Origin of the sequence: Moheibacter sp., assembly GCF_049672845.1 — a bacterium.
GTDB lineage: Bacteria > Bacteroidota > Bacteroidia > Flavobacteriales > Weeksellaceae > Moheibacter.
In genome coordinates, this window is the sequence record NZ_JBATWT010000007.1 from 41916 (window position 1) to 57998 (window position 16083).

The 16083-nt window shown below is 38.7% G+C and carries 17 protein-coding genes and 1 tRNA gene; 9 read left to right on the top strand and 9 right to left on the bottom strand.

Going from position 1 to position 16083, the window contains the following annotated elements:
• Window positions 1-25 precede the first annotated feature (25 nt).
• The 4 genes from WBF63_RS02385 to WBF63_RS02400 all read right to left on the bottom strand — a co-directional run bounded on the left by WBF63_RS02385 (window position 26) and on the right by WBF63_RS02400 (window position 5864).
• Window positions 26-1639, bottom strand: a complete 1614-nt coding sequence (locus WBF63_RS02385) for a T9SS type A sorting domain-containing protein (protein WP_424368096.1) — start codon at window positions 1637-1639, stop codon at window positions 26-28.
• A 139-nt stretch (window positions 1640-1778) separates the two neighbouring features.
• Window positions 1779-3401, bottom strand: a complete 1623-nt coding sequence (locus tag WBF63_RS02390) for a tetratricopeptide repeat protein (RefSeq protein ID WP_424368097.1) — start codon at window positions 3399-3401, stop codon at window positions 1779-1781.
• A 36-nt stretch (window positions 3402-3437) separates the two neighbouring features.
• Complete coding sequence (nadD, locus tag WBF63_RS02395; protein WP_424368098.1) at window positions 3438-4010, bottom strand: nicotinate (nicotinamide) nucleotide adenylyltransferase; 573 nt, start codon at window positions 4008-4010, stop codon at window positions 3438-3440.
• A gap of 162 nt (window positions 4011-4172) precedes the next feature.
• On the bottom strand, window positions 4173-5864 hold the full coding sequence (locus WBF63_RS02400; RefSeq protein WP_424368099.1) for an ABC transporter ATP-binding protein: 1692 nt from the start codon (window positions 5862-5864) through the stop codon (window positions 4173-4175).
• Between the two features lie 206 nt (window positions 5865-6070).
• Between WBF63_RS02400 and WBF63_RS02405 the strand changes: the two genes are divergently transcribed.
• Together WBF63_RS02405 and WBF63_RS02410 are read left to right on the top strand one after the other, a co-directional pair.
• Window positions 6071-7474: a hemolysin family protein gene (locus tag WBF63_RS02405; protein WP_424368100.1), complete on the top strand. Its 1404-nt coding sequence runs from the start codon at window positions 6071-6073 to the stop codon at window positions 7472-7474.
• Complete coding sequence (locus WBF63_RS02410; protein WP_424368101.1) at window positions 7467-7832, top strand: hypothetical protein; 366 nt, start codon at window positions 7467-7469, stop codon at window positions 7830-7832. The genes WBF63_RS02405 and WBF63_RS02410 overlap by 8 nt, the downstream gene beginning before the upstream one ends.
• 21 nt (window positions 7833-7853) lie before the next feature.
• On the opposite strand, the gene WBF63_RS02415 is transcribed toward WBF63_RS02410, so the two are convergent.
• Window positions 7854-8549: a ribonuclease H-like domain-containing protein gene (locus WBF63_RS02415; protein ID WP_424368102.1), complete on the bottom strand. Its 696-nt coding sequence runs from the start codon at window positions 8547-8549 to the stop codon at window positions 7854-7856.
• The gene (locus WBF63_RS02420; protein ID WP_424368103.1) at window positions 8503-9753 is read right to left on the bottom strand and encodes a serine hydrolase domain-containing protein; all 1251 of its coding nucleotides are present in this window, start codon (window positions 9751-9753) and stop codon (window positions 8503-8505) included. Before WBF63_RS02420 ends, WBF63_RS02415 begins: the two co-directional genes overlap by 47 nt.
• A gap of 133 nt (window positions 9754-9886) precedes the next feature.
• On the opposite strand from WBF63_RS02420, the gene WBF63_RS02425 reads away from it, so the two are divergent.
• The 4 genes from WBF63_RS02425 (at window position 9887) to WBF63_RS02440 (ending at window position 11639) form a co-directional block, all read left to right on the top strand.
• Entirely contained in the window at window positions 9887-10483 is a 597-nt protein-coding gene (locus WBF63_RS02425; RefSeq protein WP_424368104.1) for a superoxide dismutase, read from the top strand.
• A gap of 106 nt (window positions 10484-10589) precedes the next feature.
• Window positions 10590-11171: a murein hydrolase activator EnvC family protein gene (locus WBF63_RS02430; RefSeq protein ID WP_424368105.1), complete on the top strand. Its 582-nt coding sequence runs from the start codon at window positions 10590-10592 to the stop codon at window positions 11169-11171.
• Window positions 11159-11515: a dihydroneopterin aldolase gene (gene folB, locus WBF63_RS02435; RefSeq protein ID WP_424368106.1), complete on the top strand. Its 357-nt coding sequence runs from the start codon at window positions 11159-11161 to the stop codon at window positions 11513-11515. Before WBF63_RS02430 ends, folB begins: the two co-directional genes overlap by 13 nt.
• 52 nt (window positions 11516-11567) lie before the next feature.
• Window positions 11568-11639 (top strand) — tRNA-Cys (locus WBF63_RS02440).
• 85 nt (window positions 11640-11724) lie between these two features.
• Here WBF63_RS02440 and WBF63_RS02445 read toward each other — a convergent pair.
• Window positions 11725-12402: a ComF family protein gene (locus WBF63_RS02445; RefSeq protein WP_424368107.1), complete on the bottom strand. Its 678-nt coding sequence runs from the start codon at window positions 12400-12402 to the stop codon at window positions 11725-11727.
• Between the two features lie 33 nt (window positions 12403-12435).
• Between WBF63_RS02445 and WBF63_RS02450 the strand changes: the two genes are divergently transcribed.
• Both WBF63_RS02450 and WBF63_RS02455 read left to right on the top strand, forming a co-directional pair.
• Window positions 12436-12888: a 6-pyruvoyl trahydropterin synthase family protein gene (locus tag WBF63_RS02450; RefSeq protein WP_424368108.1), complete on the top strand. Its 453-nt coding sequence runs from the start codon at window positions 12436-12438 to the stop codon at window positions 12886-12888.
• Window positions 12864-13652, top strand: coding sequence for a UDP-2,3-diacylglucosamine diphosphatase (locus WBF63_RS02455; protein WP_424368109.1), 789 nt, complete (start codon window positions 12864-12866; stop codon window positions 13650-13652). Before WBF63_RS02450 ends, WBF63_RS02455 begins: the two co-directional genes overlap by 25 nt.
• Here WBF63_RS02455 and WBF63_RS02460 read toward each other — a convergent pair.
• The gene (locus WBF63_RS02460) at window positions 13629-14564 is read right to left on the bottom strand and encodes a DUF6427 family protein (RefSeq protein WP_424368110.1); all 936 of its coding nucleotides are present in this window, start codon (window positions 14562-14564) and stop codon (window positions 13629-13631) included. The two genes, WBF63_RS02455 and WBF63_RS02460, sit on opposite strands and share 24 nt — an antisense overlap.
• An 86-nt stretch (window positions 14565-14650) precedes the next feature.
• Here WBF63_RS02460 and WBF63_RS02465 point away from each other — a divergent pair, with 86 nt between their 5' ends.
• Window positions 14651-14791 (top strand): DUF6341 family protein, encoded by a 141-nt coding sequence (locus WBF63_RS02465; protein ID WP_424368111.1) that lies wholly within the window; start codon window positions 14651-14653, stop codon window positions 14789-14791.
• Between the two features lie 85 nt (window positions 14792-14876).
• Here the strand turns inward: WBF63_RS02465 and WBF63_RS02470 are convergent, their stop codons facing one another.
• On the bottom strand, window positions 14877-16046 hold the full coding sequence (locus WBF63_RS02470) for a bifunctional folylpolyglutamate synthase/dihydrofolate synthase (RefSeq protein WP_424368112.1): 1170 nt from the start codon (window positions 16044-16046) through the stop codon (window positions 14877-14879).
• Window positions 16047-16083: the final 37 nt, after the last annotated feature.

Sequence of the window (16083 nt, forward strand, 5' to 3'; positions counted from 1 at the left end):
GTACAAGTTTCTGAACAAATCGAATTTACTTGAGAATTATTTTTTTTGTGAGAGAGGCTCCCTTTTCCGGGGAAATTCTGATGAGGTAAACTCCTTGGTTCAGGTCAGAAAGATTGAGTTTTCTGGTTGATTGTTCTTGTCGCAGTAATTTTCCTGCTAAATTGTATATTTCAATTTTATGAATTTTCTGGGTAGATTCTATATTCAAAATTCCGGTTGTGGGATTCGGATAAATAGAAACTTCATTTGCATTTAAATCATTTACACCTACTGTTTCGTCCTCGACAATGATATTTTGTGCATAGGCTCTTGAGGTTCCTTCGCGTGGTTCTGTCCATACTGCAATGCTTTGTCCGTCAATATTTCGGGTGAAATCATAACGCCCTTTGTTGCCCGGACTTGTGGCGATCATTTTATATTCTTCATCCCATACAAATTCCCCGTTTTCGTCCAGAAGAACCACTCCCAACTGGATGGAATTCACACCATCACTGATGCCGTTTGAGAACAAAAACAATGGTTTGTCGTTTACCAGCTGAAGTTCTCCCACCGCTACCCAATTGTCTGCATTGACCGGAAAAATATTTTTTCCTGCGTCGCCCAGCATCGGCTCACCGGTTTCTTTATTGAACCTCTGAATGGATTGTCCGTAAAGGGATTGATTGCTATTGGTCAAATTGGCTGCTGCCCAAATATGCCCGCTGCCTTCTTCCATTGCAATTGAGGTTGTCATTTCATAGAAATTATCGTCGGTGCTGAAAGCTGCGCCATCGATTCCCCATGGCAAAGTACCGTCAGGATTGATTCGCTGTAAAAACGAATCAAAACGGTTTCCGGTGGAACCATGATAACCCAAATATGTCACATCACCATCTTGTAAAACAGGATAGCGACGGTTGCTCATGGTAGTTTGGCTTGAAATCTGAATTGGATTTGCCCAAACCGCGTTACCATTTCCATCAAATCTTTGCGCCCATAAAAAAGAATTCACGCTCCAGCTTGTGCCTTTTGTATGAACCAATGCAATGAAAGATCCGTCGGGAAGTAGTGACAATTCTCCGATTGAAGCAAAGGGATTGGCTGTATCGGGCGATGCTACCTCGAGTGGCGCATCCCAAACTTCATTTCCTGAAGCATCATAGCGCATGAGCATTCCCACTCCTGTTCCTACCCAAGATGCAATCGCACCTCCGTCTTCAAGGGGAAGAATTTTCATGTCCCAGCCTTCATTGATAGCGATTCCACCAGTACCAAATAATTGTTCGCCCGCCGGTGAGATTTTATTGATGTATCCTTTGCTGTCATTGGTTGCCGTAAATGCGATATAAAGATTTCCTTCGTTATCAACTGCTTCTGAACGAACTGCGGTCCAGGTTCCGTTGTCTGCCACATCATTGGCGAAGATTCCGTTTGGCCCCCATTGCTGAACTCCTTCTGCATCTAGAAGCTGAACTCTCAATTCATATCCATCGGTTTCGTCCCAGAAAATAACGTAAGTATTTCCATCGTTTGTGCCAATGGACTGAATGTCTGAAGTAGTACCTTCTGCAACGCTTGTATTGATATTATAATCATCGGTCCATTGACCGAAATTTATACCGGAAATCATTATTCCAAATAAGAGTGTAAATTTTTTCATGTGTTTTAAAAGCTTTCCTCAAATGTCTGATTAGAATACTAGCCTTCAAAATTTTAATATGTTATTCCACCACTCTTACCCTTCATTTATACCACTCATTTACCACTCACTTAATTATAAAAAATTAAATTTCAGTAAGTTATAATTCTGACAAGTATTTATTTAAATCGATTTTGAGATTGGTTAATCCAAGCTTTTTTCTCAATCTCGTTCGAATGTTTTCCACAGATTTAACGGAGGTTTTGGTGAGGTTTGCAATTTCCTTGGTTGAAAGATTAAGTTTAATAAGCGCACAAATGCGTTTGTCGTGAGAGTTTAAATTGGGGTGAAGTTCATCGAGTTTTTCATAAAAAGATTCGTGAACATTGGAAAACCTCAGTTCAAATTCTTCCCAATTATTTTGCAAAGTATTGGACTTTATTTTATTAACTAACTGATTTAGTGAGTGTTTGGTTTCTGATTGAGTGGTTTTGGACTGGATTTCTTTTAAATCTTTCTGTACGAGATTGATGAGTTCATCATGTTCTGTTTGACGAATTGTTTTGGACGCGAGTTCTTTATTTTTCAATTCGAGTTCTAGCTTTAATTCTTTTTCTCTTGATTCTTTGAGTTGATTGGCGAGTTTTTCCTTTTCCAAACGGTTTCGATAACGAATCATGAACAGTGAAAGTGCGAGCAAGAGAATAGTCAGTCCGCCGATAGCCAGAAGTAAATTCATTCGTTTACGGCTTTCATCAATTTCCAGTTGCTGTTCCCTGATTTTGTAATCATATTCGATTTTCAGCTTTTCAACATTTACAGCTTTCTCTTCTATGTTCAGGTTTTCTCTTACTTCGTCATACAAATTGAAATATTCAGCTGATTTTTTAAAGTCTTGCTTATGAAAATAAGCTTTGGAGAGCACTCTGAGAATTTGTGCATAAATGAAATTATTTTTGGAAAGCGATATGCGTTCAGCCATTTCTGCAAACTCAATTGCTTTATCATAATTTTCTGTAACAAGGTAAAATTTTGCCCTTTCAGTATGAACCCAGGTAATAATTCCGGGATTTATCGAGTCATTTAAAATTTCAGAAGCTTCCACAAATTTTCTTTCTGCAAGTTCATCCTGACCAAGTGCCGAATAACAGCGCGCCATATTTGTTTTTAAATGAATTTTAATATTCAGATCCGGATCTTTCTCTATAAATTTTAATCCTTGCTGAAGAAAATACAGGGAAGAATCCGGCTTTTCAATCGAAAGGTAAGCAAGCCCGATGTTGTTGTACGTTTTACCTACCAAATCAAATTTTTCTTCTTTTTTGTAATGCGGCAGGATTCCTTTGAAATAAACAAGCGCCTTTTGAGGATTATTCAGCCTCGCATTGATGATTCCCAGTTGATTTTCCAATTCGAATCTCTTCAGATCATTTGAATGCTTATATAAATCATATTCCTTGAGCAGATAATCTAGCGCAGTGTCCAGCGCATCCATATCGATATAGATTTCTACAGCCCTTTCGTAAAATTCTTTCCAAGATTTTTCCGAATTGATTTTTTGAGCTTCTGTCAAAGCAAGATTGACGTAATAAGTTGTACGGGATTTATCCTGGAACCTTAATTCCGAAGCAATTTTCAGATTCAAATCCATGATTCTATCCCGATTAGTTTCGCCGGCAAGGCTGTCCAGAAGTGAGTTTACATTGTCTTGTGCATTCACTTGTGAGCTCAAGGTCAGCACAAAAACGAGAAAAAATAAAATGCGCAGATAAAGAGTTTTCAAATCAAAAAATTAATTTTTGAATCCTAAATATAGGATTTATTTATACATCGAACTCCCGTCCATATATTCCCAAACTTTATCGGGCAGCATCGGATGAACATTTTTCTTTTCTTTGATGGCATTTCGGATGAATGTTGAGGAAATTTCCATAATCGGCGCATCTATAAATTGAAATTTTGGATGATTACTCCATTCGCCAGAATCTGAACCTATACGCGGATATACATACACTGAGTAATTTTTCAAAATCTGTTCGTGATTTTTCCATTTGTGAAACCCTTTCAGATTGTCCATTCCCATAATCAGACAAAATTCATGTTCGGGATATTTTTCTTTTAAAACCGTTAACGTATCGATGGTATAAGAAGGCTGCGACAAACTAAATTCAATGTTTGAAGCACGAAGGTGCGGATAATCTTCAATCGCCAAATTGACCAAGTGCAATCGGTCATAATCGTTTGCCAACGTAGATTTTTCCTTGAACGGGTTATGCGGTGAAACCACAAACCAAACCTGATCCAAATCTGAATATTGGTGAATGTGATTGGCAATGACCAAATGTCCGATGTGAATGGGATTGAACGACCCGAAATATAAACCGATTTTCATGTTGCGAAATTTGAAGTTAGAAATGCGAAGTTCGCTTTTCAGATTTTTTTAAATTGTCTCTAAATATCACTAGGATTTTTAAGATTTTCATAAGACAAAGGTAAAAATATAGCAGTTAGAAATTAAACCTGTCCCAACTCACAACTCACAACCCGCAACTCATTACAACTTCGGAATTGCTTCGATTAAATCTTTGGTGTATTGCGTGGTCGGATTTGCGTAAATTTCATCGGCATCGCCCAATTCTTTTTGTTGTCCGTGCTGCATCACCAAAAGTTGATCGCTCATGTATTTTACAACCGCCAAATCGTGTGAAATAAAAATATAAGTCAGTCCAAATTCTTCTTTGAGATCGTTCAGTAAATTCAAAACCTGCGCCTGAACTGAAACATCCAAAGCCGAAACGCTTTCATCGCAAATGATGAATTTCGGATTGAGTGCAAGTGCCCTTGCAATCCCGATTCTTTGGCGTTGCCCACCCGAAAACTCATGCGGATATTTCTTTAAATCCGAACGACTCAGTCCGACTTTTTCCAGCAAGTCCCCTGCCCTTTCGATTCTCTCTTTTTGATTCTTTCCAATCGAATGCACTTTCATAGGCGAAGTCAGAATTTCGCTGATATTCATTCGCGGATTCAAACTCGAATAAGGATCCTGAAAGATAATCTGAATTTCCTTTCTCAACTTTCGGACTTCTCCTTTGGATAATTTTACAATGTCTTTTCCGTGGTAAAAAATTTCGCCTTCGGTGGGTTTTTCCAGCAATAAAACGGTTCGGCTCAAGGTGGTTTTTCCGCTTCCAGATTCGCCCACAAGACCCATGGTTTCGCCCGGATACACCTTAAAACTCACATCGTCTACCGCTTTGACCGAAATTTCGTCCTTCCCAAAAAGACTTGGTTTCGAATAGAAATATTTCGATAGATTTTTCACTTCCAGAATGGGTGTCTGACTGTAAATTTCTTGGTGAAAAGATTGCCGTTCTTCGGAAGTATAAATTTCCGACTGATAATTTTCGTTCTTCAAATAATCGGCGATTGTGGGTAAATCTTTTTGTCGGATGTCGAGTCTTGGACGACAGGCAATTAAACCTTTGGTATAGTTTTCTTTCGGGTTTTCAAAAATTTCTTGCACACTTCCTTTTTCGACAATTTCGCCTTTGTACATCACTACCACTTCGTCGCAAACTTCTGCAATCACACCCAAATCGTGGGAAATAAAAATGCAGCTCAAACCGATTTCCTTTTGTAAATGTTTAATCAAATCGAGGATGGTACGTTGAACGGTCACATCGAGTGCGGTGGTGGGTTCATCGGCAATCAGGATTTTGGGATTGCAACTGATGGCTATGGCGATCATCACTCTTTGTCGTTGTCCACCGGAAAGTTCGTGCGGATAAGCTTTGTAAATTCGTTCGGGATTGGGTAAAAGTACTTTTTCGAATAATTCAATTACTCGTTTTTTTGCCGCAGTTTTTTCCAATTTCAGATGCAGTCGAATGGCTTCTTCCACCTGTTCGCCGCATCGAATGCTGGGATTCAGAGAAGTCATGGGTTCTTGAAAAATCATCCCAATTTCATTTCCACGGTATTTTCTTTTTTGTTCAGGCGATAATTTCAGTAAATCAATGGGTTTCGATTTGGAATGAAATACAATTTCACTTTCGGACGGAATTTGTGCAGATTTCGGCAAAAGCCCCATCACAGCGAGCGAAGTAATGGATTTTCCTGAACCTGATTCGCCTACAACCCCTACAATTTTCCTTTTCGGAACTGAAAACGAAACCTTTTTCAAGATTTGATTCTCACCAAACCGCAGTGAAAGATTCTGAATATCGAGGATATTGGAGTTCATTTATGTGAAATTATCGTTTGGAATTAGAGATTAATTAATTACAAATTAAAACAAAATTTACCTATTTGTAAATCAGGGAAAAAATTCTATTTTTGCGTTAAAGGTTTTTGATATAAACTGAAATTTAAAATTTCATATCAAAAGTAAACTTTAGTTTATGGGTTTCGTAAAAAATCAAATGAAACTCGCCTTGTAAAACACTATAAATGGACGCAGACCCGTTACTATCCTTTATTTTTGCCGCCGGCGCTCCCGGGGGTGGAGTCATCTCGCATGACGTTTCCGTTTGGAAAATATTTCTTACAATCTTTTTGGTGCTTTTGAACGGTTTTTTCGTTGCCGCAGAGTTCGCAATCGTGAAAATTCGTTCTTCTCAAATTGATGTACGCACAGACTTGAACCCTGGAGTTGCCAAAATGGCAAAACGAATCGTGAACAGTCTCGATTCTTATTTGGCAGCCACTCAGTTGGGAATTACATTGGCTTCACTGGGACTTGGTTTCATTGGTGAATCTGCAATTTCGCCAATTATCATCAATATTTTTGACAGTTTTGGGCTGACCGGACCTGAATGGGAAAAAGTAGCAGTTAACACAGCTATTTGGGGTGCATTTGCGGTGATTACCGTTTTGCACATTGTATTTGGGGAATTGGCGCCTAAGTCACTTGCGATTCGTTTTCCGACCAATACGACTTTTACCGTTGCTTGGCCTTTGCGGATTTTCTACGTGATTTTCAAACCGTTGATTTGGTTGATGAATGGTTTTGCGAATTTTATTTTGCGAATCATCGGAATCAAACCGATTCATGGTTCAGAAATCCATTCGGAAGAAGAATTGAAAATGATCATTACCGAAAGTCAGGAAGGTGGCGCAATCGAACAAACCGAGCGCGATTTGATTCAAAATGTGTTTGAATTTGACGATCGACGGGTAAATAATATTCAGACACTTCGTAAAAATGTTTCGGCAGTAGAAATCAATACGCCGGTAAAGGAAGCGATTGATTATGCTGTTAACGAAGGTTATTCGCGTTATCCAGTTTATGAAGAAACACTGGACAATATCAAAGGGATTCTTTATACTAAAGATTTGATGAGGCTGATGTTGGATGAACCAGAAAACACAAGTTTCGTTAATATTTTACGTAAACCTTTATTTATTTCCGAGAGTTCAAAAATTAAAAATTTATTGAAACAATTTCAGAAAAAACGTATTCAGATGGCGGTTGTGACCAATGAAATTGGAGAACTGACCGGAATTGTAAGTATGGAGGATATTTTGGAAGAATTAGTGGGTGAAATTCAGGATGAATACGACAATGAAGATCCGATTGTGATCAATATTTCCGAAGGAATTTATTCGGTAGATGCCCACAGTAATTTGTCCGACATCAATCGTCATTTGCCTTATCGATTTGAAGAAAGTGAGCATTACGACACCTTGTCGGGCTTATTGGCTGAAACCTTTCCAGATCGTGAATTGAAGGCCGGTGATATTTTGGATCTGAAAGATTATCAAGTGAAAATCATCAAAATGTACCGAAATTCAGTGGAAAGAGCGGAATTGACGCTGACGCATTTAACGGAGGAAGAAGCGGATAATGAATAAGGATGAAAAATATTATGGCAGAGGGACTATCTTAAAAGTTTCCTATGAAATTGATGGTGATATTCTTGTTGAAGAAAAATGTATTTTGGCTGAATGTTATGATACAAAAGAAGTTTTTCAAGTAATTGCAATTGATGGTAGATATAGTGGAGTAATTGAAGGTTATATTTCTAAACAATTTAGTGATAATAGGAAAGGATTCTGCAACATTAATCATTTAGAACAACAATTAAGAGAGCGGATCTTCCATAATTTTAAGTCTTTTGAAATCGTTGAAACGGTTGTTTATTACCAAACAGATTTTGATAGTTTGAATAAAACTCTTAAAGAAGGAGGGCTTAAATCTCCTTTCAAATAAAATATTTTCTTTTAATAACTTTTATTCCCTTTCCAGCAAAGTTTCATTTCGGAATTTCCGAAAAATCTGCGCCACGGTCAGCACATCTTTTTCGCAATAGGTTTTAATTCGTTCCAAATCTTTGTCGTTGTAATAAACCGAAGCAACTTGTGAGCCATCGATATCGTCTTTTGGCGTGGGAATATCGAGGACTGCCGCTAATAAATTCAATGAAGTATAATGTTTATAATCCCCGAATTTCCAAAGTTCCATCGTATCTAAATGCGGAATTTCCCAAGGCTTTTTTCCCTGAATATTTAGTGCGGTCGGTAATTCAATTCCGTTGATGATCATTCGTCTTGCCATAAACGGAAAATCAAATTCTTTGCCGTTGTGCGCACATAAAAGGAAATCGGGTCCGAAATATTTTCCGGACAGCATTTCATTGAATTCTTTCAAAATCTGGCTTTCGTTATCGCCGTAAAAACTTTTGATTCGGATTTTATTTTCCTCCGAAATAATTCCGCAGGAAATACAGATGATTTTCCCAAATTCGGCCAAAATTCCGGCACGTTTGCCATAGAATTCTTCGGGTGTTTCCTCTTCTCCCAATTGTCTTTCTATTTTTTTGGTCCATAGACTTTTCCAGTCATCGGGGAGTTCATTCCAATTGGAAACTTCCGGAACGGTTTCAATGTCCAGGAAGAGGACTTTCTGCTGCGGGATTTTTTTCAACATGGCTTTGAGATTTTAAGAGCTTATTTTCTTTGAGCATTTTCATGACTTCATCCACGAAATAATAAGTGTCATTGTCCAAAAACCCTTTGCCCATATTGCGGTCGTCTTTTTCGTGACCCAATCTTACGATGACCAGGTTTTCAGATGGAATGACAATGATGCGCTGTCCGAGGTGACCCATCAATCCGTAAAAATTCGGTTCGTGTTCGTAATCCGTCCAGATGGAATAGCCGTATCGGGCAGGTTCATTTTTACTAAAAGCTTCATAATTTGGCGTGACCATTTTCTGAACAAAAGCCGAGTCGAGGATTTGTCTTCCGTTCCATTTTCCGTCCTGAAGCAATAATTGACCTAATTTCGCAAAATCCCGCACATTAGAATTCAGACAACAATAGGCTTTTTCCATTCCGTCTTTTCGGTCTTTTGACCAATAAGCATCGTTTTCCATTCCCATCGGTTGCCAGAACTCTTCTTGCAGATATTGGGAAATACTGATTCCAACAGCTCTTTGGAGCAAAATAGCCAGAAGTTGAGTAGTTCCCGACAAATAATTAAAACGCTTTCCGGGTTCTTCGATGAAATCCCGATTGAGCATTTGTTTTTCGATATTACTTCCGTAATAAGCTTTGGCGGTGGGATTTAGAGGCAAATAATAATCTTCGCTCCAGTCATACCCTGAAGTCATCGCCGATAAATCACCGACCGTACATTTTTGCGCGAATTCATCGTCTTTGAACTCGGGTAGAAAATCGGTGATGGGTTGGTCGAGTGATTTCACATAGCCTTGTTCGATGGCTTTTCCCAGTAGCATGGTTACCACAGATTTGGACATGGAAAAGGAATTGGTGTGGCTTTCGGCCGAATAATCGTCCCAATAATGTTCCCAAAGTGCTTCTCCGTCTTTGGCTACAAAAAATCCGATGGATTTATAGCGTTCGAGTTCGTTTCGAAGTGTATCGCTTAGCGGAATTTGATTGTAAAGCTCATGTTCGAACCAAGGTTGCGGGGTTTTGGAAAGTATGATGTTGTTGTCAAAATCTTTGTAGTCGTCGATGTTGGCGGTTTTATGTCCTTTTAAATAAGTCAACTGAACACCGCGGATGATGTATTGATTTCCGGTTAGATAAAGCAATCCAATGATCAATAGGATGAAAAGAATTATCCCCTGAACGGTGCGGAGCATGATTTTTCTGAGTTTCGACATAGACTTTCTTATTCTACGCAATTTAGAAAATTTATGAGGGAATTAGAAGTTTTAATTTAATCTTCACATAAATTGAGAAAATCAGTCTTATATTTGGGTTTAGATAAGTATTAACATTTAAAAATCATATATTATGGCATTTGAATTACCGAATTTACCGTATGCATTTAACGCATTGGAACCACATATCGATGCAAAAACCATGGAAATTCACCATGGAAAACACCACAAAGCATACACGGACAATCTTAACAAAGCAATTGAAGGTGGCGAATTAGCGAATGCTTCGATTGAAGAAATATTGAAAACCGGCGTGGGAAATCCTGCAGTTCGTAACAACGGAGGTGGCTATTACAACCACAATCTTTTCTGGGAAACGATGAGCCCGAACGGGGGCGGACAGCCGACGGGAGAATTGGCTGAGGCCATTGACCAAGCTTTTGGTTCATTTGATGCTTTCAAAGAAAAATTCGCTCAAGCAGCTGCAACTCGTTTCGGATCGGGATGGGCTTGGTTGATCAAAAAAGACGGAAAATTGGAAGTGACTTCTACGCCTAATCAGGACAATCCTTTGATGCCGGTTGCAGAAGTTCAGGGAACGCCGCTTTTGGGTCTTGACGTTTGGGAACATGCATATTATCTGAACTATCAGAACCGTCGTCCTGATTATATTTCTGCGTTTTTCAACGTGGTAAATTGGGACAAAGTAGCAGAATTGTTTAAGAAATAAGCCTCCTCAACCTCCCGAATCAAGTTCGGGACAGGCTCTCCTAAGGAGGGAGCTTTGTGTAAAAAATAAGCAGGGAAATTCTCTCTGCTTTTTTTATTTTTATCGAATGAAACAATTGATTATTCTGCTTTCTCTCTTTCTGCTTTCTTGTCAGTCGGGTGAAGAAAATGTCCAAAATGCCATTTCAGAAAACCGAAATCCGGCTGAACTTGCCGATGGATTTGATTTTCCGGTTGGGAAGCCCGATGGTGAAGGATATTATGATGCACAGCATTTTGGAGACAATCATCATTTGGGTGAAGACTGGAACGGAACAGGTGGCGGAAATACCGATTTGGGCGATACGATTTTTTCGATTGCCAACGGAAAAGTCAGTGTAGCAAAGGATTTCAAAGGCGGTTGGGGAAATGTAATCCGGATTGTTCACGAATTTCCAAGCGGAAAAAAAGTAGAATCGCTCTATGCGCATTGCGATGAAATCTTTGTGGAAAAGAATCAATTTGTAAAGCGCGGTCAACCCATCGGGACGATTGGAACGGCAGATGGTAAATACCTGGCGCATCTGCATTTTGAAATTCGCGAAGTCGTCGGAATGCCTTTGGGCAATGGATATTCAGAAAACAAGAACGGATATGTCAATCCGTCGAAATTTATATACAGAAACCGAACAACAGTATGGGAAAAATAATATTGGAAAACATTCGGATTTATTCCAATCACGGATGTCTGGACGAAGAAGCACTAATCGGATCCGATTATGTGGTGGATTTGGAAATCGATGCTGATTTGTCGAAATCGGCTCAGACCGATGAATTAGAGGACACGGTCGATTATGTTCATTTGAATAAAATCGTGAAGGAAGAAGTTTCCATTCGTTCCAAATTATTGGAAAAAGTAGCCGATCGTGTTTTGCAAAGAGTTGGAAATGAAATTCCTATGGTGAGTTATGCCAAAATCAAATTATCTAAAATGAATCCTCCGATTGGAGGAAATGTAGAAAAAGTAAGCATCATTTTGGAAAAGAATTTTTAAAGCTTCGGAATTTGTCCGAATTTTATATCTTTGCAATCCTGAATAAGGAATTGGTTCCGTGGCCGAGGGGCTTAGGCACAGGTCTGCAAAACCTGCTACAGCGGTTCGAATCCGCTCGGAACCTCTTAATTAAAATGCAATTAACTGATCTTAGTTAGTTGCTTTTTTTGTTATAGGAAAGTTCGACCCAAATCCGACCAAATCTGATTTCATATCGCACAAGCCATCGTCATCACAGATATTTTCACTTTGGGAAATTTCGAATGAATTAAATTCACGCAAGTTGAAATTGTGGCGCCGGTAGTGAGTACATCATCGATTAAAATATAATGTCCATCGAGGGGAGTTTCGGTCAGTGCAAAAGCATTCTGAATGGAATTCAATCGTTTTTCACGGTTTTTGAAAACTTGGGAAGGATTGTTTTCAATTCGGATCAAAACATCTTCGATGAGTGAGATTTCAAATTTTTCCGATAAAGTCTGGGCGTAAGGCAATACTTGATTGTAGCCACGTTTTTTCAATTTTTTCGGATGAATCGGAACCGGAATGATACCGGTAAAATTTTCAAGTTTCAATTCAGAATAGCATCTTTCGGCCAATAAAATTCCGATTTCCGGATGATTTTCATACTTCAGGCTGTGCAGGAGTTTCTGGGTTACATTTTCATGGCGGAAAAACAAAAGACTGTGCGCAGCGTTTAGTTTGCAGAGAACCTTAAGCTTATTATATGCAAAATTGTTTTTGTCCAGATGCCAATGGGTAAAAGGCAGATGGGAAGCACATGAAACACAGAGCGGATTGTCCTGCGAAATGACGGAATCACAGTTCAGGCAGCGCTTGGGGAAAAATAAATCGAAAATTGAGCGTCCGATTGTGAGTATTTCCATTAACTTTGCTTGTTGGTTCAGACCCTTAAGATAATGAATAAAATTCGCGTAACAAAGTCTTTTAATTTCGAAACTGCACACGCGCTTTATGGTTATGACGGGAAGTGCAAAAATATCCACGGCCATTCCTATAAGCTTTTTGTGACGGTAAAAGGTGTCCCGATTCAGGATAATTCCAATCCGAAATTCGGGATGGTGATTGATTTCGGCGACATCAAAAAAATTGTGCGCGCAGAGGTTGTCGATCGGTTTGACCATGCCATTTTACTGAATGTAAATTCTCCGCACAAAGAATTGGGAGAAAACCTTATCAAAGAAGGACACAAAGTGATTTTTACCGAATATCAGCCTTCTTGTGAAAATATGTTGATCGATATGGTAGGTCTGATTCGTCCGCATCTTGATCCTACAGTAGAATTGCAATCCATCAGACTACATGAAACCGAAACATCTTATGCGGAATGGCTGGCGGAGGACAACAAATAAATCTTCAACTTCAGGAAGGAAAAAAAGTTTATTTTGCTTCTGATCAGCATTTGGGCGCGCCCAATGATGAAGAAAGCCGAATCCGTGAAATTCGTTTTGTCAAATGGCTGGATGAAATCAAATCAGATTGTCAGGTTTTATTTCTTTTGGGGGATTTGTTTGATTTCTGGTATGAATACAAGCAAGTAGTTCCGCGTGGATTTGTTCGCGTTTTAGGAAAATTGGCTGAACTTTCTGATTCGGGTATCAAAATTTATTTTTTTACCGGAAACCATGATTTGTGGATGCAGGATTATCTTGAAAAAGAAATCGGTGCGGAAATATTTCATGACCGTAAATATTTTCAGATCAATCAAACTAAATTTTTCATTGCGCATGGCGATGGTTTGGGTCCCGGTGACAAGGGGTACAAACGCATGAAAAAGTTGTTCCGCAATAAGGTAGCTCGGTTTTTCTTTTCACTTTTGCATCCTGATTTTGCGGTTTGGCTGGGGATTTATATGTCGCGCAAAAACAAGTTGATTTCGGGTGATGAAGATGTGAAATTTTTGGGTGAAGAAAAGGAATGGCTTGCGCTTTACGCCAAAAGAAAGCTTGAAAAGGAACATTTTGATTATTTTATATTTGGCCACAGGCACATGCCGATGGAAATAAAAGTCGGGGAAAATTCAGTTTACATGAACCTCGGTGACTGGGTCAACCACTTTACGTATGCAGTTTTTGACGGCAAAATTCTGGATTTAAAAAGCGACGTTTCCAAGTAGGTCATTGTAGATTTCTATGATTTCGTAGCGGAAATAAAATCCGGCCATGATAGCCAGATAAAGCCAAAGTAATATTTCTTTTGTCTTTTCAGATTTTTGATATTGGGTAAACCGAACCAGGAAAATGCTGAGCGGAAGCGCCAGAAAGGCAAGCAGATTTAAATTCTCTCCGCCATACAAAACCAGAATCACAATCCAGTTTATGAAATAAAGAAAACTCAGAAAATATTTTCTTCGTTTGTGAATATCCTGTGCAGTGGATTGTGATAAATGGTCGGCCCAGCCAACCAAAACTAAGATTGCCAACGGAATCAATCCCCAAAGCGGATAGCTCCAGAAATCCAGACAAAAAGCATATTGATAAGAGTTCAGCCAGTCAATTTGCCCGATCAGATAGAGAATCTGGACTCCAACCACCAGCGGAAGTGTAAAACCAATAAGAAAAAGGATAAATCCTTTCAGATTGACAGAACGCATATAGATAAAGACAAACAGTAAAAATCCACACAAAAAGAATCCGGGCGGATAAAAAAAGCCGGTTATACTAAGCAAAATTCCTACATCAAACAGAAATCTAATATTTTCAGGGCTTTGTTCGGCTTCAAGTAGACGCCAGAAAATCAGTGTGCAGGTAAAAATAGACGCAGCAATTTTAAAATCTACTGCAATGCCTGAAAAACATAAAATCCAGATGGAAAAATACCAAAACCCAACACCATGAAGTTTAATCAGAGATGAAATTCTAAAAAATACAAAGCTCAAAATGATACTCAGCAAAAAGAAAAAAACACCGAAAACACTTTCCCAATCGACAATAAGAGACTGGTTTTTAAAATAGAACAGAACTAAAAAGACGATTCCGAGAATAATTTGTGCTAAAAAAGACTTTCCGGAGAGTAATTTTGCCAACATTTTTATAACTTTGTCCCTTAAAACAGAACAAAGATATGGGTTTAATTACAGATATATTATTCGCTTTTTCAAATTTATGTAAATGGATGTTTGAAAATCTGCTTGTTCCGATCGGTCATTCATTTGACTGGATTTTATTTATAGTCGGAATGGTGATGATGGGTTGGTGGTTAGTTAAACTGAAACAGTTCGGAAACGACAACGAGAAAGATTACGAAGGCTGGTAATTTGCCTTTAATTATAATTTAATTCCTTTTTGAAACACTCCTGCAAATCGAATTTTCTTTTTGCAGGATTTTTTGTGAACTAAATTTAAATCACTTCCGCCACCACGAAAGTACTTCCTCCCACATAAACCAAATCTTCATTTTCAGCAACTGAAACAGCTCTTTTCAAGGCTTTTTTCACATCCGGGATGAATTCAGCATTTAGATTTTCGGGAATTATTTGCTTTAGTTGGTTTAATTCAAGCTTTCGTGGCACATCGGGCTCACAGAAATAGTAAATGGCATCGTCAGGAAAAAAAGACAATATTGAGCGGACATCTTTATCATTTACAAATCCCAAAACCAAATGGAGGTTTTCATAATTTGTTTGGGACAATTGTTTTTGGATTTCAGCCAAACCATGCGGATTATGAGCGGTGTCTGCAATGATGGTCGGATTTTCTTGCAAAATTTCCCATCTGCCGCGTAAGCCGGTATTGGAAATGACGTTTTTCAAACCTGATTGGATTGCATTTTGCGAAATTTCAAATCCTTGTTTATTGAGCATTTCAATAGCGGTCAAAACCGTTCTTTTGTTTTTTTCTTGGTAAATGCCTTTTAAATCAGAATTATAATTTGGGAAAATAAAATTTTCAGCAAAATAAATTTCTGAATTATTTTCCACTGCTTTTTGTGTGAATACATCTTGAGTTTCAGTTGAAGACTCTCCAATTATGACCGGAATACTCGGTTTGATGATTCCAGCTTTTTCAGATGCGATCTCTGATAGCGTTTCACCGAGAATTCCAGTGTGGTCTAGTCCTATATTTGTGATGATAGACAATTCCGGCGTAATGATATTGGTCGAATCCAGTCGTCCTCCTAAACCGGTTTCGATTATCGCAATATCTAAGTTCATTTCTGCGAAATAGGCAAATGCCATGGCGATGGAAACCTCAAAAAATGAAGCATTAATAGTCTCGATAAAAGCAGCGTTTTTTTCTACGAATTCAACAACAAATTCTTCCGAACAAACTTTTCCATTGACCCTGATTCTCTCCCTGAAATCCTTTAAATGGGGTGAAGTCGTCAAACCGGTTTTGTATCCAGATTCCTGAAATACAGAGGCTAACATATGTGAAGTACTCCCTTTTCCGTTGGTTCCGGCAACGTGTACTGATTTGAATTTTTTATGCGGATTTCCCAAATGTCCCATCAATGTGGTTATGTTTCCCAAATCTTTTTTGTAGGCAGAAGCGCCCGATCGTTGAAACATAGGGAGCTTTTGAAAAAGCCAGGAAACGCTTTGGCTA

Bases quoted from the DNA above. Each gene is read 5' to 3' on its own strand.
- WBF63_RS02385 (WP_424368096.1), bottom strand. From the start codon at position 1,639: ATGAAAAAATTTACACTCTTATTTGGAATAATGATTTCCGGTATAAAT.
- nadD (WP_424368098.1), bottom strand. From the start codon at position 4,010: ATGAAAATCGGTTTATATTTCGGGTCGTTCAATCCCATTCACATCGGA.
- WBF63_RS02400 (WP_424368099.1), bottom strand. From the start codon at position 5,864: ATGAACTCCAATATCCTCGATATTCAGAATCTTTCACTGCGGTTTGGT.
- WBF63_RS02405 (WP_424368100.1), top strand. From the start codon at position 6,071: ATGGACGCAGACCCGTTACTATCCTTTATTTTTGCCGCCGGCGCTCCC.
- WBF63_RS02410 (WP_424368101.1), top strand. From the start codon at position 7,467: ATGAATAAGGATGAAAAATATTATGGCAGAGGGACTATCTTAAAAGTT.
- WBF63_RS02415 (WP_424368102.1), bottom strand. From the start codon at position 8,549: ATGTTGAAAAAAATCCCGCAGCAGAAAGTCCTCTTCCTGGACATTGAA.
- WBF63_RS02420 (WP_424368103.1), bottom strand. From the start codon at position 9,753: ATGTCGAAACTCAGAAAAATCATGCTCCGCACCGTTCAGGGGATAATT.
- WBF63_RS02425 (WP_424368104.1), top strand. From the start codon at position 9,887: ATGGCATTTGAATTACCGAATTTACCGTATGCATTTAACGCATTGGAA.
- WBF63_RS02430 (WP_424368105.1), top strand. From the start codon at position 10,590: ATGAAACAATTGATTATTCTGCTTTCTCTCTTTCTGCTTTCTTGTCAG.
- folB (WP_424368106.1), top strand. From the start codon at position 11,159: ATGGGAAAAATAATATTGGAAAACATTCGGATTTATTCCAATCACGGA.
- WBF63_RS02445 (WP_424368107.1), bottom strand. From the start codon at position 12,402: ATGGAAATACTCACAATCGGACGCTCAATTTTCGATTTATTTTTCCCC.
- WBF63_RS02450 (WP_424368108.1), top strand. From the start codon at position 12,436: ATGAATAAAATTCGCGTAACAAAGTCTTTTAATTTCGAAACTGCACAC.
- WBF63_RS02455 (WP_424368109.1), top strand. From the start codon at position 12,864: ATGGCTGGCGGAGGACAACAAATAAATCTTCAACTTCAGGAAGGAAAA.
- WBF63_RS02460 (WP_424368110.1), bottom strand. From the start codon at position 14,564: ATGTTGGCAAAATTACTCTCCGGAAAGTCTTTTTTAGCACAAATTATT.
- WBF63_RS02465 (WP_424368111.1), top strand. From the start codon at position 14,651: ATGTTTGAAAATCTGCTTGTTCCGATCGGTCATTCATTTGACTGGATT.
- WBF63_RS02470 (WP_424368112.1), bottom strand. From the start codon at position 16,046: ATGTTTCAACGATCGGGCGCTTCTGCCTACAAAAAAGATTTGGGAAAC.